Origin of the sequence: Gordonia sihwensis NBRC 108236, assembly GCF_000333035.1 — a bacterium.
Classification (GTDB): Bacteria; Actinomycetota; Actinomycetes; order Mycobacteriales; family Mycobacteriaceae; genus Gordonia; species Gordonia sihwensis.
On sequence record NZ_BANU01000020.1, the window covers coordinates 35,171 to 57,212 of the forward strand.

General features: G+C 68.5%; 20 protein-coding genes. 13 read left to right on the forward strand and 7 right to left on the reverse strand.

What is annotated here, in order from left to right:
- Nucleotides 1-14: 14 nt before the first annotated feature.
- Nucleotides 15-512 carry a MarR family winged helix-turn-helix transcriptional regulator gene (locus GSI01S_RS13270; RefSeq protein WP_233500125.1) on the reverse strand — a complete coding sequence of 166 codons (498 nt, stop codon included), beginning with the start codon at nucleotides 510-512 and terminating at the stop codon, nucleotides 15-17.
- 135 nt (nucleotides 513-647) lie between these two features.
- Entirely contained in the window at nucleotides 648-1,844 is a 1,197-nt protein-coding gene (locus GSI01S_RS13275) for an aminotransferase class V-fold PLP-dependent enzyme (RefSeq protein ID WP_006897092.1), read from the reverse strand.
- A 32-nt stretch (nucleotides 1,845-1,876) separates the two neighbouring features.
- Between GSI01S_RS13275 and GSI01S_RS13280 the strand changes: the two genes are divergently transcribed.
- From GSI01S_RS13280 to GSI01S_RS13305, 6 genes are all read left to right on the forward strand, one after another.
- Nucleotides 1,877-2,449, forward strand: coding sequence for a bacterial proteasome activator family protein (locus tag GSI01S_RS13280; protein WP_006897093.1), 573 nt, complete (start codon nucleotides 1,877-1,879; stop codon nucleotides 2,447-2,449).
- Nucleotides 2,450-2,471: 22 nt separating this feature from the next.
- Nucleotides 2,472-3,335 (forward strand): galactan export ABC transporter permease subunit Wzm/RfbD, encoded by an 864-nt coding sequence (gene wzm, locus GSI01S_RS13285; RefSeq protein WP_006897094.1) that lies wholly within the window; start codon nucleotides 2,472-2,474, stop codon nucleotides 3,333-3,335.
- A gap of 8 nt (nucleotides 3,336-3,343) precedes the next feature.
- A complete protein-coding gene (gene wzt / locus GSI01S_RS13290) occupies nucleotides 3,344-4,180 on the forward strand; it encodes a galactan export ABC transporter ATP-binding subunit Wzt/RfbE (protein WP_006897095.1) in 837 nt (278 codons plus the stop codon).
- A 17-nt stretch (nucleotides 4,181-4,197) separates the two neighbouring features.
- The gene (glfT1, locus tag GSI01S_RS13295; RefSeq protein ID WP_039867711.1) at nucleotides 4,198-5,097 is read left to right on the forward strand and encodes a galactofuranosyltransferase GlfT1; all 900 of its coding nucleotides are present in this window, start codon (nucleotides 4,198-4,200) and stop codon (nucleotides 5,095-5,097) included.
- 87 nt (nucleotides 5,098-5,184) lie between these two features.
- Entirely contained in the window at nucleotides 5,185-6,063 is an 879-nt protein-coding gene (locus GSI01S_RS13300) for a TIGR03619 family F420-dependent LLM class oxidoreductase (RefSeq protein WP_006897097.1), read from the forward strand.
- 88 nt (nucleotides 6,064-6,151) lie between these two features.
- Nucleotides 6,152-7,174, forward strand: a complete 1,023-nt coding sequence (locus GSI01S_RS13305; RefSeq protein ID WP_006897098.1) for a fused (3R)-hydroxyacyl-ACP dehydratase subunits HadA/HadB — start codon at nucleotides 6,152-6,154, stop codon at nucleotides 7,172-7,174.
- Nucleotides 7,175-7,246: 72 nt separating this feature from the next.
- Here GSI01S_RS13305 and GSI01S_RS13310 read toward each other — a convergent pair whose 3' ends face one another.
- Complete coding sequence (locus GSI01S_RS13310; RefSeq protein WP_006897099.1) at nucleotides 7,247-7,747, reverse strand: GtrA family protein; 501 nt, start codon at nucleotides 7,745-7,747, stop codon at nucleotides 7,247-7,249.
- 136 nt (nucleotides 7,748-7,883) lie between these two features.
- Here GSI01S_RS13310 and GSI01S_RS13315 point away from each other — a divergent pair, with 136 nt between their 5' ends.
- A complete protein-coding gene (locus GSI01S_RS13315; RefSeq protein WP_006897100.1) occupies nucleotides 7,884-9,104 on the forward strand; it encodes an alpha/beta hydrolase family protein in 1,221 nt (406 codons plus the stop codon).
- An 89-nt stretch (nucleotides 9,105-9,193) separates the two neighbouring features.
- Here the strand turns inward: GSI01S_RS13315 and GSI01S_RS13320 are convergent, their stop codons facing one another.
- Complete coding sequence (locus GSI01S_RS13320) at nucleotides 9,194-9,577, reverse strand: universal stress protein (RefSeq protein ID WP_039867714.1); 384 nt, start codon at nucleotides 9,575-9,577, stop codon at nucleotides 9,194-9,196.
- Nucleotides 9,578-9,748: 171 nt separating this feature from the next.
- Between GSI01S_RS13320 and dprE1 the strand changes: the two genes are divergently transcribed.
- The 4 genes from dprE1 to GSI01S_RS13340 all read left to right on the forward strand — a co-directional run bounded on the left by dprE1 (nucleotide 9,749) and on the right by GSI01S_RS13340 (nucleotide 14,708).
- Nucleotides 9,749-11,167, forward strand: coding sequence for a decaprenylphosphoryl-beta-D-ribose oxidase (gene dprE1 / locus GSI01S_RS13325; RefSeq protein WP_006897102.1), 1,419 nt, complete (start codon nucleotides 9,749-9,751; stop codon nucleotides 11,165-11,167).
- Nucleotides 11,168-11,236: 69 nt separating this feature from the next.
- Nucleotides 11,237-11,998, forward strand: coding sequence for a decaprenylphospho-beta-D-erythro-pentofuranosid-2-ulose 2-reductase (gene dprE2, locus GSI01S_RS13330; protein WP_006897103.1), 762 nt, complete (start codon nucleotides 11,237-11,239; stop codon nucleotides 11,996-11,998).
- A gap of 6 nt (nucleotides 11,999-12,004) precedes the next feature.
- On the forward strand, nucleotides 12,005-13,957 hold the full coding sequence (locus GSI01S_RS13335) for an arabinofuranosyltransferase (RefSeq protein ID WP_006897104.1): 1,953 nt from the start codon (nucleotides 12,005-12,007) through the stop codon (nucleotides 13,955-13,957).
- Between the two features lie 4 nt (nucleotides 13,958-13,961).
- Complete coding sequence (locus tag GSI01S_RS13340) at nucleotides 13,962-14,708, forward strand: MBL fold metallo-hydrolase (protein ID WP_006897105.1); 747 nt, start codon at nucleotides 13,962-13,964, stop codon at nucleotides 14,706-14,708.
- 25 nt (nucleotides 14,709-14,733) lie between these two features.
- Here GSI01S_RS13340 and GSI01S_RS13345 read toward each other — a convergent pair whose 3' ends face one another.
- The 3 genes from GSI01S_RS13345 to GSI01S_RS13355 form a co-directional block, all read right to left on the reverse strand.
- Nucleotides 14,734-16,230 carry a DEAD/DEAH box helicase gene (locus GSI01S_RS13345; RefSeq protein WP_006897106.1) on the reverse strand — a complete coding sequence of 499 codons (1,497 nt, stop codon included), beginning with the start codon at nucleotides 16,228-16,230 and terminating at the stop codon, nucleotides 14,734-14,736.
- A gap of 259 nt (nucleotides 16,231-16,489) precedes the next feature.
- Nucleotides 16,490-16,945 carry a type II 3-dehydroquinate dehydratase gene (gene aroQ, locus GSI01S_RS13350; RefSeq protein WP_006897107.1) on the reverse strand — a complete coding sequence of 152 codons (456 nt, stop codon included), beginning with the start codon at nucleotides 16,943-16,945 and terminating at the stop codon, nucleotides 16,490-16,492.
- Between the two features lie 10 nt (nucleotides 16,946-16,955).
- A complete protein-coding gene (locus tag GSI01S_RS13355; protein ID WP_231650338.1) occupies nucleotides 16,956-17,444 on the reverse strand; it encodes an acyl-CoA thioesterase in 489 nt (162 codons plus the stop codon).
- A gap of 82 nt (nucleotides 17,445-17,526) precedes the next feature.
- On the opposite strand from GSI01S_RS13355, the gene thpD reads away from it, so the two are divergent.
- Both thpD and GSI01S_RS13365 read left to right on the forward strand, forming a co-directional pair.
- A complete protein-coding gene (thpD, locus tag GSI01S_RS13360) occupies nucleotides 17,527-18,468 on the forward strand; it encodes an ectoine hydroxylase (protein ID WP_006897109.1) in 942 nt (313 codons plus the stop codon).
- Nucleotides 18,469-18,556: 88 nt separating this feature from the next.
- Complete coding sequence (locus GSI01S_RS13365; protein ID WP_006897110.1) at nucleotides 18,557-21,877, forward strand: arabinosyltransferase domain-containing protein; 3,321 nt, start codon at nucleotides 18,557-18,559, stop codon at nucleotides 21,875-21,877.
- Nucleotides 21,878-22,042 lie beyond the last annotated feature (165 nt).

Below are 22,042 nucleotides of genomic sequence, written 5' to 3' on the forward strand. Positions count from 1 at the left end.
ATCGCCCTTCGGCGTCAGTCCTCGGTCTCGACGATGCGTGCGCCGAGGTTGCCGAAGAGCGTGCAGAGCTGCTCGAACTCCTCGGGAGTCAGTTGGTCGACGACGAGTCGGCGCACCGCCCGGTCACGCGTGTCGAGGATCGGCTTGAGCGCTTCCATACCCTCGTCGGTGATCTGCACCCACTTCTGACGGGCATCGTCCTCCACCGACTCCGCGCGCACCACGTAGCCGCGCTCCAGAAAGCGGCTGACCTGGCGCGACACCGTGCTGAGACCGATCTGGGTGGCATCGGCGAGATCGCTGATGCGCAGTTGCGGCGCGGACGCAAGAACCTCGAGCAGTCGCCAGTCCGCCGACGTCAGCGGCGCCGCACGGTCGATCTCGCGGAAGAACGCGCGGTACATCATCCAGCCGCCGCTCACGAACTGCTGCCACAGCTTCTGCTGCTCCGGCGTCAACGCAGGCCCTTCAGCGCCGCGCTCAGCGAAATCGCCACCTTCCGGTTCCGCCAAGGTCGTGTCCTCCACCCTCATGAGATTCTCGATCGACCGCCACGACGAGTCGCGGTCGGCCGATCACGACCCTACCGGCGGGTACGCGGTGGCCAAACTCGACGTCCGCCGAACGGATCAACACCGTATGCGCGATCAGCCGAACGAGCCGAGCACCCTCACCAGCTGGTCTACCTCGTACGGAGTGGAGTACGGAGAGAGCCCCACCGTGACGGCGCCGCCGATCTCGTCGACGCCGATCGCCCCCAGCGCGCGGCTGGGAACCTCTGCCAGTGCGGCGATCCCGTTGTCGCTGAGCCGAACACAGACTTCGGTGGCCGGAACACCCTCGACGACGAAGCTGACCACGGGGACCCGGTGCACATCGGGCCCGATGACCCGCACGTTCGACAGATGGGACAGGGAGTTCACCAGGTAGTACAGCAGACGGTGCACGTACTCGAAGGTCGCGTCCATCGACGCGGTGATGCGTTCGCGGCGGGTGCCCGCAGCTGCTTGATCGAGGCCGGCGAGATACTCGATCGACGCGATCAACCCGGCGAGCAGGGCGCCCGGCAGCGGCTCGGGTTCGAGGCGTGCCGCGCCGGCGGCCTTCGGATTCATCGACACGCGGACCAGTGAGCCCAACTGCTCCGGATCGGCGAAGACGAGGGCGGCGACCCGCGGGCCGCCCCACCGCTCGGCGCTGACCAGCACCGCATCGGCGCCGAGCTCGTCCATCGACAGCGGCACATAGGGCGCCGCGGTGGTCGCGTCCACCAGAAGCCGGGCCCGCGCGGCGCGGGCGTGCCCGGCGATAGGACCGATATCGGTGATCGCGCCGTTCACCGACGAGGCGAGAGTGACTGCCACCAGTGAGGTGCGGTCGTCGATGATGTCCGCGAACTGCCAGGTCGGAAGGGTCCCGTCCTCCACGTCGATCTCCGCCCACCGGACCTGAGTCCCGTGGCGTGCCGCTCCGGTCAGCGCCGGCGTCAGAACGGCCTCGTCGTCGGACCGCGAGAGCACGATGTTCCGGTTCAGCCACGCGGACAGGGGCAACGCGTCGGCCAGCGCCGACATCAGCGCAGCGCGGGACGACCCCAGCACCACACCGGCGGGATCGGCGCCGAGCAGATCCGCGACCGCCCGCCGGGCGTTCTCGATCGTCTCCGCCGCTGCGCGAGCCTGGGGGCTACGACTGCCCGCGACCACCGGAAGCGACCGGAATCCGGTCGAGACGGCGGACGCCACCGAATCGGGGATCTGCATCCCGGTCTGCGGATCGAGGTAGATCCAGCCGTCCCCCAACGCGGGAAAGAGCCCCCTGACCGAGGCGATGTCGAACGGCATGCGCACAACGATACTGGCACCGAAAAGGCACAATGGACGCCATGCACCCCGCAATGTTCGGCTCCCCGACACCGGGCGGCCCAGACGACCAGCCCGATTCGGGCTTTCCCCAGCAGCAGTCCATCATCCTCCCCGGCGGACTGCCGTCGAATGAGGAGAGCCGCGATTCCGCGGACGACGACCAGCCCGGCACCGTCGCGTCGATGGTGGAACAGCCCGCGAAGGTGATGCGGATCGGGACGATGATCAAGCAGTTGCTCGAAGAGGTGCGCGCGGCTCCTCTCGACGACGCCAGCCGCAACCGGCTCGCGGAGATCCACCGCACGTCGATCGCCGAGCTCGCCGACGGGCTGGCGCCGGAACTCCGTGACGAGCTCGACCGGCTGGCCCTGCCCTTCTCGGACGATGTGACCCCGTCTGACGCCGAGCTGCGGATCGCGCAGGCTCAGCTCGTCGGCTGGCTGGAGGGCCTGTTCCACGGCATCCAGACCGCGCTGTTCGCTCAGCAGATGGCCGCCCGCAGCCAACTCGAACAGATGCGCCAGGGCGCGCTGCCTCCGGGAGCTGTGCCACACGACGGGCACAGCACAGGTCAGTACCTCTGAGGCACTTGTATGCTGTGGCCTTGTGTCAGCCGTAGTCAATGACGGCGGAATCCCGCCCGCGCCCCAGGCCTCCGACTCGAAGACGTTCGGTCGTGGCTTCAAGGACCTCGTCGACGGGTTCCGCAACTCCGAGCTGTGGTTGCACCTCGGCTGGACCGACATCAAGCAGCGCTACAAGCGCTCGGTGCTCGGTCCGCTGTGGATCACGGTCGCCACCGGGGTCACCGCCGTCGCGATGGGAATCCTCTACGGCGAGCTGTTCCACCAGGACATCAAGGTCTTCCTGCCGTACGTGACCCTCGGCTTCATCTTCTGGGGCTTCATCGAGACCTCGATCCTCGACGGCTCGGTGGTCTTCTCCACCAATGAAGGACTGATCAAACAACTCCCCGCGCCCACCAGCGTGCACGTGTACCGGGTGGTGTGGCGCAGCCTCATCATCTTCGCCCACAACATCGTGATCTATCTGATCCTGCTCGCGGTGTTCCCGCAGCCCCTGGGCTGGACGGTCCTGCTCGTCTTCCCCGCGCTGCTGCTGTACGCGCTGAACGCAGTCTGGACGACGATCGTCTTCGGCATCATGTCGACCCGGTTCCGCGACATCGGCCAGCTGCTGACCACCGCCGTCCGGCTCGTCTTCTTCATGACGCCGATCATCTGGTCGGCGCAGTCGCTCAGCAGCACCGGCGCCGACGAGTCGAGCCGGCTGAAGCTGGTGGAGCTGAACCCGATGTACCACTACCTGGAGATCGCGCGCGGCCCGTTGCTCGGCCAGCACGTCGCGCTGTACCACTGGCTGATCGTGATCGGTTGCACAGCCGTCGGCTGGACGGCAGCGATGTTCGTGATGCGCAACTACCGCGCCCGCGTGGCGTACTGGGTCTAGGAGGACCTGTGACAGCCAACACCGACATCCGCGTCGACACCTGGGACGCCTGCGTCGACTTCCCCATCTTCGACGCCAAGACGCGATCCCTCAAGAAGGCGGTGATCGGCGCCGCCGGCGGCGTGATCGGCGCCAACAATTCCAAGACCGTCGTGGTCGAGGCCCTTCGCGACATCAACTTGCACCTGCAGCACGGCGATCGCGTCGGCCTCGTCGGCCACAACGGCGCGGGAAAGTCGACACTGCTGCGTCTGCTCTCGGGTATCTACGAGCCGACCCGCGGATCGTGCCGCGTCACCGGCCGCGTGGCGCCCGTCTTCGACCTCGGCGTCGGCATGGACCCGGAGATCTCCGGGTACGAGAACATCATCATCCGCGGCATGTTCCTGGGGATGAGCCGCAAGGAGATGCTGAAGAAGACCGACGAGATCGCGGAGTTCTCCGAGCTCGGCGACTACCTCGAGATGCCCCTGCGCACCTACTCCACGGGCATGCGCGTGCGTCTGGCGCTGGGCGTGGTCACCAGCATCGATCCGGAGATCCTCATCCTCGACGAGGGGATCGGCGCGGTGGACGCGGAGTTCATGAAGAAGGCCCGCGTCCGGCTGCAGGCCCTGGTGGAGCGTTCGGGAATCCTGGTCTTCGCCAGCCATTCCAACGAGTTCCTCGCTCAGCTCTGCGACCGCGCGCTGTGGATCGACCACGGTCAGATCCGGATGGACGGCGGCATCGAAGAGGTCGTCGGCGCCTACGAGGGTCCCGACGCCGCGCAGCACGTGCGCAAAGTTCTCGACGAACTCGCCGACGAGCGCGACGGCGCGTCCGGCACCCCGGGTTCGGCGTGAGTGCGCCGACCGCCGAGATGGTCGTCGGCGTCGTCGTCACCCATAAGCGCCGCGAACTGCTCGCCGAATCCCTGAAGGTGCTGGCGGCGCAGGACCGACCGCTCGACCACCTGATCGTCGTCGACAACGCCGCCGAGCCCGAGGTCGGCGAGCTCGTGGCGAGCCAGCCCGTGCCGACCACCTACCTGCCCTCGCGGCACAACCTCGGCGGTGCCGGCGGCTTCGCCCTCGGCATGCTGCACGCGCTGGCGCTGGGCGCCGACTGGGTCTGGTGCGCCGACGACGACGGCCGGCCGGAGGGCCCGGAGGTGCTCTCGACACTGCTGGACTGCGCTCGCCGCCACCGCCTCGGCCAGGTCTCCCCCGTGGTGGTGAACATCGACGCGCCCGACGACCTCGCCTTCCCGCTGCGCCGCGGTCTGGTGTGGCGGCGCAAGCGGTCGGAACTCTTCACCGATACCGAGACACCCGGTCACGACGATCTGCTGCCGGGCATCGCGTCGCTGATGAACGGTGCATTGTTCACTGCGGACACCCTCGACGCGACCGGCGTCCCCGACCTCCGGCTGTTCTTCCGCGGCGACGAGGTGGAGATGCATCGACGCCTGGCACGTTCGGGGATCGGCTTCGGCACCTGTCTGACCACCGCCTATCTGCACCCCGACGGCAGCGATGAGTTCCGGCCGATCCTCGGAGGCCGGATGCACACGCAGTACCCCGACAACGAGGTGAAGCGGTTCTTCACCTACCGCAATCGCGGTTATCTGATGAGCCAGCCCGGCATGCGGAAGCTGCTTCCGCAGGAGTATGCGCGATTCGCGTGGTACTTCCTGGTGCAGCAGCGCGATCCGGCGGGGTTCCGCGAGTGGATGCGGCTGCGCCGCCTCGGTCGCGCGGAGCGGTTCGGCCGCCCCTGAGCCACGTGCGGAGGCGGATGGGCGGACCCGGTCGCCGGAGATCCGGAAACCTCGTCCCGCACTAGAACGTGTTCTAGTCTGGGGTCCATGCGATTCACCTTTGCCGAAGCGATGACCGACTACACCTACTATCCGGCGCTGGCGCAGGCGGCCGAGCGATCCGGGTTCGCGGGCATGACGATCCCCGACTCCCTCGCCTACCCCAAGGAATCGGACTCGGTGTACCCCTACACCCCGGACGGCAGGCGGGAGTTCCTCGAAGACAAGGACTTCATCGAGACCTTCATCCAGGCCGCCGCCCTCGGCGCCGTCACCAGCACCCTGCGCTTTCTGCCCTTCGTGCTCAAACTGCCCGTCCGACCGCCGGCACTCGTCGCCAAGCAGGCCGCGTCGGTGGCCTGCCTGACCGGCAACCGGCTCGCCCTGGGCGTCGGAACCAGCCCCTGGCGCGAGGACTACGACCTGATGGGCGTCGACTACGCCCGCCGCGGCAAGCGCATGGACGAATGCATGGACATCATCCGAGGCCTGACGACGCCCGGGTACTTCGAGTTCCACGGTGAGTTCTACGACATTCCCGAGATCAAGATGAGTCCGACACCCTCCGAGCCGATTCCGCTCCTGGTCGGCGGCCACGCCGACGCCGCGCTGAAGCGAGCCGTGATCCGCGGCGACGGCTGGATGCACGGCGGCGGCGCCCCCGAGGAACTCGACGCTCTGATCGACAAGCTCGGCGCGATCCGCAAGGCCGAGGGCAAGGAGAACGATCCGTTCGAGATCCACGTGATCTCCCTGGATGCGTACACCGTCGACGGGTGCCGCCGCCTCGAGGACAAGGGCGTCACGGACGTGATCGTCGGGTTCCGGCTGCCCTACATCATGGGCCGCGACACCGAGCCGCTGGAGACCAAGATCGCGAATCTGGAGCGCTTCGGCGAGTCGGTGATCGCGAAAGTCAACGGGTGATCGCAGTCGTGCGACGGCCCCACCGGGCGCCGGCCGGCCCCGAACCCGGCATTTTTCTGCTCCCTCGCACGTCAGGTACCTTATTCGAATGACCAGCCGTGAACTGACTCGCGCTGAGGCCATCGATCAGGCGATCGGAAAGGTCTTCACGACAGCCGACTACTACGAGGTGGGTCGCGAGAAGATCCGCGAATTCGCCCGCGCCCTGCACGACGACAACCCGCTTCACTGGGACGACGCCAAGGCCCGCGAAGGCGGGCACGCCGCGCTCGTCGCACCCCTGACGATCGTCGCCATCATGGGTGCCAAGGCGCAGGCCCAGCTCCTGGAGAAGGCCGTCCCCGGCGACCTGCTGAAGTCGGGCGTCCTGCAGATCGACCAGCGGTTCGCCTTCCACCGGCCGATCGAGGCCGGCGACCGGCTCTACTGCGACGTCTCCCTCGAGTCGTACCGCACCGTGGCGGGAGCCGACCTGTTCACTGTCAAGACCCTGGTCCGAGACATCGACAAGGGCGTGCTGCAGGAGTCGTGGACGTCGCTGGCCGGTCCCGGCGAGGACGCCGACCGTCTTCCCGACGACTTCGAGGAGATCGTCGACGGCATCATGTTCACCGGTGGCGACCGGCACGTGCAGCCGCTCAGCCCGGCCGAACCGGCGGCGATCCCGCCCGAGTCGGATGTGCGTTGGACGACGATTCCGTTCGACTCGCTGACCGAGGGCATGGACCTGCCGGTCCGCGCGCAGCGCTTCACCCGCGGCGACGTCATCAACTACATCGGCGTATCCGGCGATCCGAACCCGATCCATCACAGCGCGAAGGTGGCGCAGGCCGCCGGGCTCGACACCGTGGTCGCGCAGGCGATGCTGACCCTCGGAACCGCCGCCGGTTACCTCACCTCGCAGGTGGGCGACCCCGCGGCCTTCCGCGACATGAGCGCACGGTTCACCAGCCCGGTCTACGTCCCGGCTCACGAGCCGGCGGTCGTCGAATACACCGCGAAGGTCAAGTCGCTCGACCCCGAGACCCGTCGCGCCCTGATCGTCTTCGGCGCCAGCGTCAACGGGAAGCGCGTCTTCGGCCGCTGCACCGCGACCGTCCAGTTCGCCTGATCGTCTCAACTCTCATGCCGTATTCCGTTACCCGATTCGGGTAACGGAATACGGCATAACACTTCTCGGACGTCAGCGGATCTTGAAGATCACCGCACGCTGGACGACGAAGTTGATGACGGTCGCGACACCTTGCGCGATGCAGAAAGCCAGGACGATGAGGAGGAAGCCCGTCCCCCAGGCGTGCATCAGCCAGTTGTAGAGACCGATGTTGACGAAGAAGGTCACCGCGTAGAGCAGGACGACGGCGATGAACCGCGCGGTGCTCGGCTCGGCTCGGAAGGTCCACCGGCGGTTGATCAGATAGGCGATCGTGGTGCCGAGAATGAAGCCCGCCGCTTTGGCCAGCCAGAACGGCGCACCGAATACCTCCTGGAGCAGGAAGGTGAGGCTGAAGTCGAAGACCGCCGAGAGCGCTCCAGTCGCGATGAACCGGATGATCTGGGTCTTGATGTCGACATCGGTCGACGCCTCTTCGTCGTCGAGCGGCAGCTCGATCGGCATCGGTGCGTGACGGGTGTGGAAGTCCTCGTGCTCCGGATGATGTCCGGGCTTCGCAGGATCCTCGTTCACGGGCGACGTATCTGACACCGTGCCAGCCTAGCCCGTGGCCGACCGAGGTCGATATGAGCGAAAGCTGAGAACGCGGTCCCGCAATCGAGCCGTCCGGCTACCGGATTGTGAGGCGGTTGGCTTAGGGTCGTCCACTATGAGCAGTCCCTCCCTCCTCCGTTTCAAGCGATCGGTGGTCGCCCTCACCGTGGCGGCGACTGCGGCCGCCGGCCTCTTCGCCACCGCTCCGGCCGCTCGCGCCGACGACGCCGCCACCGGCGCACCGGTCTGGTCGGGTCTCGACGCCCGGGGCTACAACGGCCCGATCGGCGCACCCGGCACACTGATCCAGAAGACGCCGCTCGCCGGGTCGGTCGACCTGACCGGCGCGTCGAGCGCCTATCGCATCCTCTACGCGACCACCGACGTCCACGGTGCCCCCGCGGTCAGCACCGGCGCCGTCTTCCTCCCGAAGCGCCCGGCACCGAAGGGCGGCTACAAGGTGATCGCCTGGGCGCACGGGACCACCGGGCTCGGCGACGACTGCACCCCGTCGGCCCAGCCGCGAAGCGATCGCGACCAGGAGTACCTGAACCACTGGCTGAACCAGGGCTACGCGATCGTCGCGACCGACTACGCGGGCCTCGGCACTCCGGGCCTGATGAACTACCTGAGCAGCAAGGTGCAGGCCCACTCGATCGTCGACTCGGTGAAGGCCGCATCGCACTCCGGCCTGCCGCTGTCGAAGACGTGGGCGATCGTCGGACAGTCGCAGGGCGCGAGCGCGGCGCTCAACGGCGCCCGCCGTGCGACCGAGTACTCGCGCGGATCGGGCCTGGACTACCGCGGCGTGGTCGCCACCGGCACCCCCGCCAACATCGAGCACATCGTCTGGCAGGCCGGTCCCGGCTTCCCTCCGGTCGCGTTGCCCACCGGTCTGAACGTCTACGCCGCCTACATCTGGGCCGGTTTCTCCGACGCCCGGCCCGACCTCAAGCCGCTGTCGATCCTCACTCCCGAGGGGCGTCGAGTGGTGAACGAGGCACGCACCCGCTGCTACCCGGAGATGCGTTCGGTGGTCGAGGGAGCGAAGATCCGCGACTGGTTCCGCAAGCCCGTCACCTCCATCCCCGGCGTGCAGGGCGCGCTGGTGGACTACATGAGCACCCCGTATCGCGGCTACGACCGTCCGATCTTCCTCGGCCAGGGGCTCAAGGACATGGACGTCCCGGCTCCGTCGGCGCTGTCGCTGTACGCGCAGATGGTCTCGGCCGGGCAGCCCGTGGAACTGCACGTCTACCCGACCCAGGATCACTCGGGCACCGTCCTGGCCTCGATGAAGGACTCGACGCCGTTCGTCGCGCGGATTCTGCGCTGACGCCCGGCGCACAGTAGACACTCCATTCGACGACAGAACCCCCGTCCCGGACGGGGGTTCTGTCGTCGAACGGCGCGGAGGCGCGCGGCTCAGGGTTCGGGTTTCACCACGAGGACGGGCTTGCGGCATTCGACGAGCAGGTATTGCGAGGTACTGCCCAGCAGCAGCTTGCCGACCTGGGTGCGTCGCCGCATGCCGATGATGAGCAGTTCCGCCTCGGGATCGTCCATCGCGTTGAGGAGTTCCTCGGCCGGGGTGGTGCCGATCGGCTGCGTGATACGGAACTTCACCCCCGACGACGACAGCCGCTCCTGAATCTGCACGATCTCGTCGGCCTCGGCGTAACGCTGGCCGCGTGCCTCGGAGACCGCGTTGATCACCAGGAGATCGGTCCCGCGGCGGCGCGCCTCATCGATGCCGTGCTCCAGGCAGGTTCGCCCGAACGAGCCGGACGAGTATCCGACGACGATCATGCCCGCCACCTCCCTGGTTCCTGTCACACGTCTCGAGAACAGAATGTAGTCGACGCCGGCGATCACCACAGTCCGCGGCGGCCACAGCCCGACCTCGATACGCAGTGCCGCCCGACACAGCGCCGACTCAAGGATCCCGGACCAGCTGACCGACGAGTAGTCTCTACTCCGATGACGAACACAGCTGTACTCCCGATCGAGACCCGCAAGCTCATGGGGTGGGGCCGGACCATGCCGACAGAAGGCCATGTCCTGTCGACTCCGTACCCGGAGCTCATCGCCGAAGCGGTGGCACGCGTGGCCGACGACAACGCAGACAAGCCCAGCTACCTTCGCCGCGGCGTCATCGCCCGCGGCCTCGGCCGGTCGTACGGCGAGAACGCCCAGAACTCGGGCGGTCTGACGATCGACATGACCCAGCTGACCAGGATCCACGAGATCGACGACGAGACCGGGATCATCGATCTCGACGCCGGCGTCGACCTGGACACCCTCATGCGCATCGCGCTGCCCCACGGCCTGTGGGTTCCGGTGCTGCCGGGCACGCGCCAGGTGACGATCGGCGGCGCCATCGGCTGCGACATCCACGGCAAGAACCACCACAGCGCCGGCAGCTTCGGCAACCACGTGGTCGAGATCTCGCTGCTCACCGCGTCGGGCGAGATCCTGACGCTGACCCCGGGCGGCACCTCCGACGACCCCGACGCCTCCATCTTCTGGGCGACGATCGGCGGCATCGGCCTCACCGGCATCATCCTGCGCGCCAAGATCCAGATGACGCGCACCGAGACCGCGTACTTCATCGCCGACGGCAGCGTCACCAACAGCCTCGACGAGACCATCGCCCTGCACATGGACGGGTCGGAGGAGAACTACACGTACTCCTCGGGCTGGTTCGACGCGATCAGCAAGCCTCCGCGTCTGGGCCGAGGCACCTTCTCGCGCGGGAGCCTCGCGCGGCTCGACCAGTTGCCCGACAAGCTCGCGAAGGACCCGCTGAAGTTCGACGCGCCCACGCTGGTGAACTTCCCGGACATCTTCCCGAACGGGCTGGCCAACAAGCTGAACTTCTCACTGGTCGGCGAGGCCTACTACCGGATGGGCGGCAACTACCAGGGCAAGATCCAGAATCTGACGCAGTTCTACCACCCGCTCGACCTGTTCGGGAACTGGAACCGCGCGTACGGATCGAAGGGTTTCCTGCAGTACCAGTTCATCGTTCCGCCCGAGGCCGTCGAGGAGTTCAAGGGCATCATCTACGACATCCAGGCGTCTGGCCATGTCAGCTTCCTCAACGTCTTCAAGCTGTTCGGCGAGGGCAACCAAGCGCCGCTGAGCTTCCCGATGCCGGGCTGGAACATCTGCGTCGACTTCCCGATCAAGCGCGGCCTGCACGAGTTCGTCACCGAACTCGACCGTCGCGTGATGTCCATCGGCGGACGCCTGTACACCGCGAAGGACTCGCGGACGAGCGCGGAGACCTTCCACGCCATGTACCCCGAGATCGACAAGTGGATCGCCACCCGGCGCCGCGTCGACCCGAACCACGTCTTCATGTCCGACATGGGCCGCAGACTGGAACTGGTCTGACCCGAGCCGGCTGAGTCCGAACCGGCTCGACGAGCCCTACACCGACCGCACGTGAGAAAGCAGACACCCATGTTCAACGCCGTCGGCGTTCCGCAGTCCATCCTGATCCTCGGCGGCAGCTCCGAGATCGGTCTGGCCATCGCTTCGGAGTTCCTCACCCGGGGTCCGATGCGCGTGGTGCTCGCCACCGTCCCGAACGACCCGGCGGCCGCCGCGGCGGCCGAGCAGATGACCGCCGCCGGCGCGTCGTCGGTGGAGCAGATCGACTTCGACGCGCTCGCCACCGACACCCACCGCGAGGTGATCGACAAGGCCTTCGAGGGCGGCGACATCGACGTCGCCATCGTCGCGTTCGGAATCCAGGGCGACGACGAGCAGGCCTGGCAGGACCAGAAGCTCGCGGTCCTCGAGGCCGAGATCAACTACACGGCCGCCGTCTCGGTGGGCGTCCTGCTGGGCGAGAAGATGCGCGAGCAGGGCCACGGTCAGATCATCGCGATGAGTTCGGTGGCCGGCGAGCGCGTCCGCCGCTCCAACTTCGTCTACGGCTCCACCAAGGCCGGCCTCGACGGCTTCTACCTCGGGCTGGGCGACGCGCTGCGTCCCGAGGGCATCCGGGTGCTGGTCATCCGCCCAGGCCAGGTCCGTACCCGCCTGTCCGCGCACGTCGCCGAGGCCCCGCTGACGGTGAACAAGGAAGACGTGGCACGGATGGCCGTCGCCGCGGTCGACAAGGGCAAGGACGTCATCTGGGTGCCCGGCCCGTTCCGCTTCATCATGATGGTGTTGCGGCACATCCCGCGCCCGGTGTTCCGCAAGCTCCCCATCTGACGGCCGGTGGAGACCTCCGCTGCCGACCGGCCCCGGCTCTCCGGTCGTACCCGTGACGTCGTCGAACTCGGCGGCGCGGTCCTCGGTGCGGCGGTCATCGCCTTCGCCGGGCTCAAGATCATCGGCGCAGTCGGCTGGCCTGCGTTCAACACCTCCAATGTCACGCGGGCGCTGACCACGCTCGGGCAGACGGCCTGTCTGCTGCTCGCCGTGGTCGCCGTGGTGTGGTCGCGCTACGGCTCGCGGATCCTGGCCTCGCTGTTGTCGGCGTTCGCCTCCGCCGGGCTGGTGACGGTGACGCTGGGCATGCCGCTCGGCGCCACCAAGCTGTATCTCTTCGGCCTGTCCGTCGATCAGCAGTTCCGCACCGAGTATCTGACGCGCCTGACGTCGAGCCCGCATCTGGCGGACATGACCTACGCGGATCTGCCGCCGTACTATCCGGCGACCTGGTTCTGGCTCGGCGGCCGGTACGCGAACACCCTGGGGTTGGCCGGCTGGGAGGCCTACAAGCCGTGGGCCATCCTGTCGGTCGCGGTGGCCGCCGCACTCGGTGCGGCCCTGTGGAACCGGATGGTCGGGGTGACGGCCGGGACCGCCGTCTCGATCGCCGTGACCCTGGTGACCCTGCAGTTCGCGTCGCCCGAACCCTATTCCGCCACCCTCATCCTGGTCGGCATCCCGATGCTCGTGGTGTGCGCGTACGCGCTTCGAGGCCGGTCGAGACTGGCCGGCGGTCCCACGCCGCTGTCGCAGACGAGTTGGCTCGCGGTGATCGCGGGCGGCGTCTTCATCGGCCTCTCCGCCACCGTGTACACCCTGTTCACTGCGCTCTTCGCCGGCACCGCGGTGCTGATGGCGCTGGTCTATCTGGTGCAGGCCTGGCTGCTGCCGCGCAACAAGACGGTGCCGCGCGAGACGATCTCCGCGGAGCGACGGCCCCGCATAGTCGCGGTTCTCATCCGGCTCGTCGTGATGGGGGTGCTCGCCGGCGCCATCGCGCTCATTGTGTGGGGGCCGTACCTCGTCGAGCGGTTCAGGACCGACGTCGCGGTGAGCGGCAGCGCCGAGCACTACCTGCCGGAGTCCGGTTCGATTCTCGCGCTGCCCATGTTCCATGTGAGCCTGCTCGGCCTGCTGTGCCTGATCGGCTTCGTCTGGATCCTGATGCAGTGCCGCCGGCGCACCATCGCGATGAGCATGGCGTGCACTCTCGTCGGCGTCGTCGGACTGACGCTGCTGTCGCTGGCCCTCACGGCCAAGGGAACCACCCTGCTGTCGTTCCGCCTCGAGCCGGTCAGCACCGCCGTCCTCGCCGCGGCCGGCGCGTTCGGCGTGGTGTGGCTCAGCCGGGCGGCGATCGCCCGATTCGGCGACATCCGGACCGTGATCGGAGTGGTGGCAGCGGCCGCCGCGCTGGCCGTCGCCCAGCAGATCCCGTCGGTGCTGTCGGTGGAGATCACCACCGCGTACACCGACACCGACGGCCGCGGCGTACGCGCCGATCAGCACGCTCCCGGCGCCGAGTCGTACTACCCGAAGATCGACGAGACCATCCGTGCCCAGACGGGCCGGCCGGCCACCGACAACGTGGTGCTGACGGCCGACTTCGGTTTCCTCTCGCTCTACCCGTACTGGGGATTCCAGGGGTTGACCTCGCATTACGCGAACCCGCTGGCGGAGTTCACCGAGCGTGCGGCGACGATCGAGAAGTGGTCACAGGCGTCGACGCCGCAGGAGATGAAGGACAACCTCCGCACCAGCCCGTGGCGGCCGCCGAACGTCTTCCTGTTCCGCTACAGCCCGGACGGCTACACGCTGCGACTCGCAGAGGACGTCTATCCCAACGATCCGAACGTCAAGCGGTATACCGTCACCTTCAACCCCGCGGCCTTCGACGATCCGGCGTTCACCGTGACGGAGATCGGGCCGTTCGTTCTCGTCGTGAAGAAGAGCTGATCGCATGGCAGACCTCGACATCACCACCATCGACCACGGTTCGGCCAAGACGCACCTGGTGCACACGAAGTATGTGAACTGGGTGATCCTTCAGTCCGATGAGGGCGTCACGCTGGTGGACGGCGGGTATCCCGGTCACGCCGACGCGGTGGCCGAGTCGCTGCGTCGGGTGGGCAGCGACCTGTCGGAGGTTCATGCGGCCCTGCTGACCCACGCGCACATCGATCATCTGGGCGGGCTGGCGCGGATCGGCCGGACGCGATCGTTCCCGGTCTACGCCGACCCTGCGGAGGTGCCGCATGCGCGTCGTGAGTTCCTCGAGCAGGCGGACGCGTCGACCATCGCTCCGATCGCCTATCGTCCGCGGGTCCTCGGCTGGCTGCAGGGCGTGGTGCGCCTGGGCGCCCTCGACAAGTCCGGCATCGGCGACGCTCAGCCGCTCGGCGACCTCTCGCTGCTGCCGGGCTCGCCGACCGCGGTGCCGACCCACGGGCACACCCGCGGGCACAGCGCCTTCCTCGCGGGCGACGGCGAGGTGCTGATCTCGGGCGACGCGCTGATCAGCGCTCACCCCACCACCAAACGCCGCGGACCGCAGTGCCTCGACCACGTCTTCACCCACGACGTCCCCGCGAACGAGGAATCCGTCGCGGCGCTGCGCGACCTCGACGCGGTGATCGTGATGCCCGGCCACGGCCCGATGCTGTGCGGCCGGGTCGCGACCTTCGTCGATCAGGCCCTGAGCCGATAGCCTCGGCCGGGCCCGAAGCGAACCGTCAGCCGCGCGGGGCACCCGCCGGGCGACTGGCGCGGCGACGACGGCGCGGGGCCGCCGAACCCGCATCGGACTTGGGCGTCGAGGACGTGTGGACCGCCTTGGCGGCCGGACGCGACGGCTGCGTCTCGCCGTGGCCCGCGCTGCCGGAACGCGGACGTCCCGAACCGCCGCGAGCCGAAGCACCCCGCCCCGAAGCACCCCGTCCCGAACCGCCGCGACGAGCACCGCCGCCGGATGCGGAACCGGAGCCCTGACCCGACCGGCGACGCCCCTGGCCGCCGCCCTGCCGCTGCGACTGCTGCGGCGCCACCGGCGGCGCCTCGCGGTACGGCGCACGCTCACCCACGAGTTCGTCGACGACATCCGACTTCGCCGTCACCTGCTGGCCGGGAACCTTGATCGCGGCCTTCTGCAGCAGCTTGCGGAGATCGCCCCACTGCTCGGGCAGGCAGATGGTGACCACGTCGCCCGCCGAGCCCGCACGCGCGGTGCGGCCCGAACGGTGCAGGTACGCCTTGTGCTCGGCCGGCGGATCCACGTGGACGACGAGTTCCACACCGTCGACGTGAACGCCGCGCGCCGCGACATCGGTCGCGACGAGGACCTTGGAGCCGTCCGGTGCGGCGAACGAGGCGAGGTTGCGGTCGCGCTGCGCCTGCGACAGGTTGCCGTGCAGATCGACGGCGGGCACGCCTTCGGCGGTCAGCTTCTTGGCCAGCTTCTTGGCCTGGTGCTTGGTGCGGGTGAACAGGATGCGCCGTCCGGTACCGGAGGCGAGCTCGCGAACCAACTCGGTCTTGTCGGCGGCCGAGCCGACGCGGAACACGTGATGGGTCATCTGCGCCACCGGCGAGGTCGCGTCCTCCAGCGAATGCGTCACCGGCGTGGAGAGGAATCGCTTCACCAGCTTGTCGACGCCGTTGTCGAGCGTCGCGGAGAACAGCATCCGCTGGCCGCCCGCGGGGGTGGCGGCCAGGATGCGGGTCACCACCGGAAGGAAGCCGAGGTCGGCCATGTGATCGGCCTCGTCGAGCACCGTGATCTGGACGTCGTCGAGACTGACGATGCGCTGTCGCATCAGGTCCTCGAGACGTCCGGGGCAGGCGACGACGATGTCGGCGCCCGCGCGCATCGCCGACTCCTGGCGGGTCTGCTTCACACCGCCGAACACGGTGGTGACGCGCAGGCCCACGGCCGAGGCCAGCGGCTCCATCGCGGTGGCGATCTGTGTGGCGAGTTCGCGGGTCGGCGACAGCACCAGTCCGGTCGGGCGGCCGGGCTTGCGGCGCACGCCGGCTCCGGCCAGGCGGGTCACCAGCGGCACGGAGAAGGCGAGAGTCTTACCGGAGCCGGTCTTGCCGCGGCCGAGGACGTCGCGGCCGGCGAGAGTGTCGGGGAGCGTGCGCTCCTGGATGGGGAACGCCTCGGCCTTGCCTTCGGCGGCGAGCGCGTCGGCGATGGGGGCGGGCACACCGAGATCGGCGAATGTGGTCATGGGGGTGGGAGCCTTTACATGCGGGCATCCGCGTACGGCACATAGGCGCCGCAGAGCGGATTCAGGTGGCGAACACGCGCCGCGGGCGCGTGTCGGTTCGCCGTATGAAAGTTCGACGCACCCGCGTTGGATCCGGGGTCTGCGTGGAGGCGTTCTACGACGCACGGCGCATTTGCGCCGAATGAACGAGCGTGCGCAGTAGCACGCTCCGACTCTTCCATCCTACGGCATCGGAACCGATAAGCGGTGAACGAGCAGGTCAGAGCCCCATGAGAGCGGCGATTCGGCGCACCGCGAACTCGTATCCGGCGGTTCCGCAGCCCACGATCACCCCCGCGGCGATCGGCGAGATGTACGAGTGCTGGCGGAACGGTTCGCGGGCGTGCACGTTGCTGATGTGCACTTCCACCACCGGCACCTCGGGCACCACGAGGGCGTCGGCCAGCGCGACTGAGGTGTGCGTCCATCCGCCGGGGTTGATGACGATGCCGCCGATCTCGCCGCGGGCGGCGTGGACGGCGTCGATCATCTCGCCCTCGTGGTTGGTCTGCAGCGCCCGGACCGTCAGGCCGAACTCGGCCGCGGTCCGGCGGGTCGACTCGACGACGTCTTCGAGGGTGTCCGCGCCGTAGACCTCTGGCTGACGCACCCCGAGCATGTTCAGGTTCGGGCCGTTGAGCAGCAGAATCGGCGGAGTCTCGGGGGCATCAGACATGGTTGGGACTCTACTCGGCACCGCCGTGCGCCGCCGTGGGCGACGGCTCCACCAGACCGCGCAGCGTCTGCGCGACCGACTCCGGCAGCGGGCGGGACCGCTCCGTCGCGGTGTCGACGTTCACGTACACCAGCCGCACCTCGCTGACCGGCTCCCCGCCCCTGCTCATCGCGAACCGCAGGGAGAAACTCGACCGGCCCACTGACAGGCATGTCACGTCCACGTCGATCACGTCGTCGAACTTCGCGGGCCGGGAGAAGGTGATCTCGGCTTTCACCACGGATGGGTCGAGGCCGTCGTCCAGCAGTCCGGGATACGGGTGGCCGATCGCGCGGAACCACTCGGTCATCGCCACATCGGCGAGTTCCATGTACCGCGCATTGAAGAGAAATGTCTGCGTATCGGTCTCGTGATACCGAACCCGGTGCTGGTAGGCGATCAATCGTCGGTCCTTTCGCATCTCGGCGATGTGATGCTCTCCCGATACTGCCTCACCCACCGGCCGCCCGACTCTGGTAACGGTGGAGGAGGTCCATCACACGCGGGCCGGTCCGGCCCGCCGCTATTGGAGGGAGGATTCCTTGACTACCGCGCGGAGCACCCACGAGGCCGTCGACGACCGCTACCCCTCGCGGCTCGACGCCAGTGCCACCCACGACATCAACACCATTCCCCGGCCCGATCCGACGGTCTGGGGCGCCACCCCCGGCCCCTTCCCGGCGACGGCGCTCGCCGAGTACGAGCGCAAGGGGTTCCACATCGAAGACGGTCTGTTGACCCCGGCTCAGGTGCAGGAGTGCTGGTCGGAGTTCGACCGGATGACCGACGACGCCGACCTCGCCGACAGCGGACTGCTGATCCGTGAACGGGAGTCCGGGGCCATCCGGTCGATCTTCCGCGTCCACCGGGTCAGCCCGGTCTTCGAGGCCCTGGCCCGCACACCCCGGATCCTCGACCGCGCCCGCCAGATCCTGGGTTCGGAGGTCTACATCCACCAGTCGCGGATCAACGCGATGCCGGGCATGGCAGGCACGGGGTTCTACTGGCACTCCGACTTCGAGACCTGGCACGCCGAAGACGGCCTGCCGGCGCCGCGCACCGTGAGCCTGTCGATCGCGCTCACCGACAACTTCCCGTTCAACGGCGGCCTGATGCTCATGCCCGGCGCCCACCGGACGTTCGTGCCCTGCATCGGCGAGACGCCCGACGGCCATTTCCACGAGTCCCTGCAGGACCAGCGCGTCGGCGTCCCCTCGCCGAGCGCCATCACCGAGCTCGGATACGAACACGGCATCGAGCAGTTCACCGGCGCCGCCGGCGCCGGCCTCTTCTTCGACTCGAACTCGATGCACGCCTCCGGTAACAACATCTCGCCCTACCCGCGGGCGAATGTGTTCCTCGTGTTCAACAGTGTCGAGAACGCGCCCCGCGAACCGTACGGGGGCACCGCACCGCGGCCGGACTATCTCGCCGAGCGCGACGTGACTCCGCTGACCCCGCTGGCGGATTCACCGTTCGCGTGAGGAACGGCCGCCGGCCCGGATCGGGCCGGCGGTGCGCGCGGCGGCGGGGCGGCGGGCACCGCGAACCGCCGGGCTAGGATGACGACCTGTGCCAGCTTTCACCGTCCGACGCGCCCAGATAACCGCGATCGTCACCGGCGCACTGGGCGTCCTCCTGGCTCTGGCCACCCCGCTGCTCCCGGTGAAGCAGACTGTCGCGGAAGTGAGCTGGCCGCAGCACGGCGTCGTGGAATCGGTCTCGGCACCGCTGTTCTCCTACGCACCGATCAACCTGAGCGTCGACATTCCGTGCTCCGCGGTCGGCTCCCTGCCCGCCGGAAAGACGGTGCTGTTCTCGACGACCTCGCCCTCTGCGCCGAAGGCCACCGACCGCGGACTGTTCGTGCGGGTCACCGGCTCGGAGAACCCCAGCGTGGAGGTCGTCACCCGGAACATCCCGATTCTGTCGGCACCGTTGTCGCAGGTGCGCTCCAGTGCATGCGAACAGATCCGGGTCCGCGCCACCTCCGACGAGGTCAGCGCGGCCTTCACCGGCCTGCGCACCGCATCCGGCGAGCCCCTCGAGGCCGCGACCGGATCCGGCAACATCCCCGGCGGCGACCAGCGTCCGCAGGTCACCGGGCTGTTCACCCAGCTCACCGGCCCGGCGTCGACGCTCGACGGTCTCGATGCCCACATGGTGATCGATTCCCGCTACAGCACGGCGCCGACGATCACCAAGTGGATCGCCATCGTCGTCGGAGTGCTCTGCACGCTCATCTCGCTGGCCGCGCTGGCCCGGCTCGACGCCACCGACCGCCGCGGGCACCGCCGGATCTTCCCGGCACGCTGGTGGCGGCTGAACCCTCGCGACTACACCGTCATCGGGCTGCTGGCCGTCTGGCACATGATCGGGCCCAACACCTCCGACGACGGCTACCTCATGACGATGTCGAGGGTGGCCCAGAACAGCGACTACACCGCCAACTACTTCCGGTGGTTCGGCGCGCCCGAATCACCGTTCGGCTGGTACTACGAGGTCTTCGGTCTCCTCAGCCACGTGAGCGTCGCGAGCCCCTGGATGCGGCTGCCCGCCCTCGCCTGCGGGATCGTCAGCTGGCTCATCATCAGTCACGAGGTGATACCGCGGTTGGGACGCGCGGCACGCATCCGCCCCGCCGTGCCGTGGACCGCCGCCGCGGTCTTCCTGGTCGCCTGGTTCCCGTTCAACAACGGCCTGCGACCCGAGCCCATCATCTGCCTCGGCGCCCTGCTGACCTGGTGTTCGGTGGAACGCGCCATCGCCACCGGGAGGCTGCTCCCCGCCGCGGTGGCCTGCGCGGCCGGCGCGTTCAGCATCGCGGCCGGGCCCACCGGCGTGCTCGCGATCGCGGCCCTCGTCGCAGGTGCGCGCCCGATGTTCCTGGCCCTGCGCCGCCGCGCGATCGAGGTCGCCGCGCTCACCGGCCGCGGCCGGTTCCAGGCCTACGCCGCACTGCTCGCGCCGATCGCCGCCGCGGGCACCTTCGTGATCTTCGTGGTCTTCTCCAATCTCACGCTGCGCGCGTTCAGCGAGGCGTCGAAGATGAAGACCGCGCTCGGACCGTCGCTGAACTGGTACAACGAGATCGATCGCTACTCGTCGCTGTTCGCGTTCTCCGCCGACGGCGGCATCGCCCGGCGCTTCGCGGTTCTGGCGATGGTGCTCGGCATGACGGTCGCCGGAGCGGTCCTCATCCGCAAGTCACGCATTCCCGGAACCGCGCTCGGACCCGCGCGGCGCATCGTCGGCATCACCTTCGGTTCGCTGCTGTTCCTCATGTTCACGCCTACCAAGTGGACGCATCACTTCGGCGTGTTCGCCGGACTGGCTGCCGCACTGGCCGCCCTCGCCACCATCGCCGCGAGCAGTCAAGCCACCCATTCGCGCCGCAATCGGACGATCTTCGGTGCGCTGGTCCTGTTCGTCGCCGCGCTCGCGATGACTGCACCGAACTCGTACTACTACGCCTCGGCGTGGGGTATGCCGTGGGGCGTCTCGCAGGTCATGGTCGCCGGCGTCCCGCTCGGCGACATCCTGCTCTACGCGGCTCTGGCGCTGCTCTGCCTGGCGTTGTGGTTCCACTTCCGCGAACCGTTCACCGGCACCGATCCGCACCCGGCTCCGCCCGCTCATCCGTCACGGCTGCGCCGCTCGGCCGGCGCCGCGACCCACATGATCGCCGCCGCCCCGCTCGGGATCGTCGCGGGCGTCCTGGTGGTCTTCCTCATCGCGACCGCCGCGATGGCGGGAGTCCGTCAGAGCGACTCCTTCTCGGTGCCGCGATCGAATTTCGCCGCCCTCGCCGGCCGTCCGTGTGCGATGGCCGACAAAGTCCTGGTGGAGACCGATCCGAGTCGCTTCCAGCTCACACCGGTCGACGCCTCACTGGCCGACCCGCTCGCCGGATCGCCGACGCACTCCGATTCCGACAACGGTCCGACCACCGGTTTCACGCCGGACGGCATCCCCGACGAGGTGGAGATGAAGGCCTCTTCGGGTTCGCTCGGAGTTCTGGCCCGGGACGCCGCCTACGACCCCGATCTGCTCATCGCGAACAGCGGGGGCACCGGCGGCGGCACCACCGAGACCGCGGGCGTCAACGGCAGCCACGCCCAGCTCCCGTTCGAGCTCGACCCCGCCCGCACGCCGGTGATGGGCAGCTACGACGCCGACGAGCAGACGCCGTCGTCGCTGACCTCGGGCTGGTACCGGCTGCCCGCCGACTACAAGAGCCGCCCGCTGATCACCCTGTCTGCCGCGGGCGTGTTCCCGTCGCGGAATCTGCGGCTGGAGTACACCGACGCCCGCCTGACGCCGGGGATCAAGGACGATGCGATCGAGTCGACGGGCTCGATCGGCCTCATCGACCCCGGACCGCGGCCCTCGTGGCGGAACGTGCGGATCGACACCGCGTCGCTGCCCGACGATCTGACCGCGGTCCGCATCGTCGCCACCGACAACGACCTCGCGAAGGACCATTTCATCGTGGTCACTCCGCCGCGACTGCCGGAGATGACGACGCTGCAGCAGACCGTCGGCAGCTCCGACCCCACGCACGTCGACTGGACCTCGGGTCTGGTGGTGCCGTGCCAGCGCCCGTTCGACTTCCACGCGGGCGTCGCCGAGATCCCCAAGTGGCGGGTCCGTCCCGGCGCCGACCTGGCCGCGGTGAGCGCATGGCAGGGAGCCCTGGGCGGCGGACCGCTCGGCTGGCTGGAGGTGTCGCAGCGCGCCGACACCGTCGCGACCTACCTGAGCGACGACATCGGCCGCGACTGGGGAGCTCTCGAACGCTATACGCCGTACGACGCCGCGGTGCCCGCCCAGATCGACTACAGCGAGAAGGTACGGAGCGGACTGTGGAGTCCCGCGCCGATCCGCTACTGACACCCGGAGCCGGATACGCGGGATCCTGACGAGACCAGAGGCGCCGAGAACAGAGGCGCCGAGAAGAGAGGTGACGAGGAACAGGCCACCACCGCACGGGACAAAGGGCGGATAACGGGCGGATGTGACGCCCCGCGGCACGTTTGGGCCGTTCCGAGCCCGGTC

Bases quoted from the DNA above. Each gene is read 5' to 3' on its own strand.
- GSI01S_RS13305 (WP_006897098.1), top strand. From the start codon at position 6,152: ATGACCAGCCGTGAACTGACTCGCGCTGAGGCCATCGATCAGGCGATC.
- aroQ (WP_006897107.1), bottom strand. From the start codon at position 16,945: ATGTCTGATGCCCCCGAGACTCCGCCGATTCTGCTGCTCAACGGCCCG.
- glfT1 (WP_039867711.1), top strand. From the start codon at position 4,198: ATGGTCGTCGGCGTCGTCGTCACCCATAAGCGCCGCGAACTGCTCGCC.
- GSI01S_RS13300 (WP_006897097.1), top strand. From the start codon at position 5,185: ATGCGATTCACCTTTGCCGAAGCGATGACCGACTACACCTACTATCCG.
- GSI01S_RS13340 (WP_006897105.1), top strand. From the start codon at position 13,962: ATGGCAGACCTCGACATCACCACCATCGACCACGGTTCGGCCAAGACG.
- GSI01S_RS13315 (WP_006897100.1), top strand. From the start codon at position 7,884: ATGAGCAGTCCCTCCCTCCTCCGTTTCAAGCGATCGGTGGTCGCCCTC.
- GSI01S_RS13345 (WP_006897106.1), bottom strand. From the start codon at position 16,230: ATGACCACATTCGCCGATCTCGGTGTGCCCGCCCCCATCGCCGACGCG.
- GSI01S_RS13275 (WP_006897092.1), bottom strand. From the start codon at position 1,844: ATGCCGTTCGACATCGCCTCGGTCAGGGGGCTCTTTCCCGCGTTGGGG.
- dprE2 (WP_006897103.1), top strand. From the start codon at position 11,237: ATGTTCAACGCCGTCGGCGTTCCGCAGTCCATCCTGATCCTCGGCGGC.
- dprE1 (WP_006897102.1), top strand. From the start codon at position 9,749: ATGACGAACACAGCTGTACTCCCGATCGAGACCCGCAAGCTCATGGGG.
- GSI01S_RS13320 (WP_039867714.1), bottom strand. From the start codon at position 9,577: ATGATCGTCGTCGGATACTCGTCCGGCTCGTTCGGGCGAACCTGCCTG.
- GSI01S_RS13280 (WP_006897093.1), top strand. From the start codon at position 1,877: ATGGACGCCATGCACCCCGCAATGTTCGGCTCCCCGACACCGGGCGGC.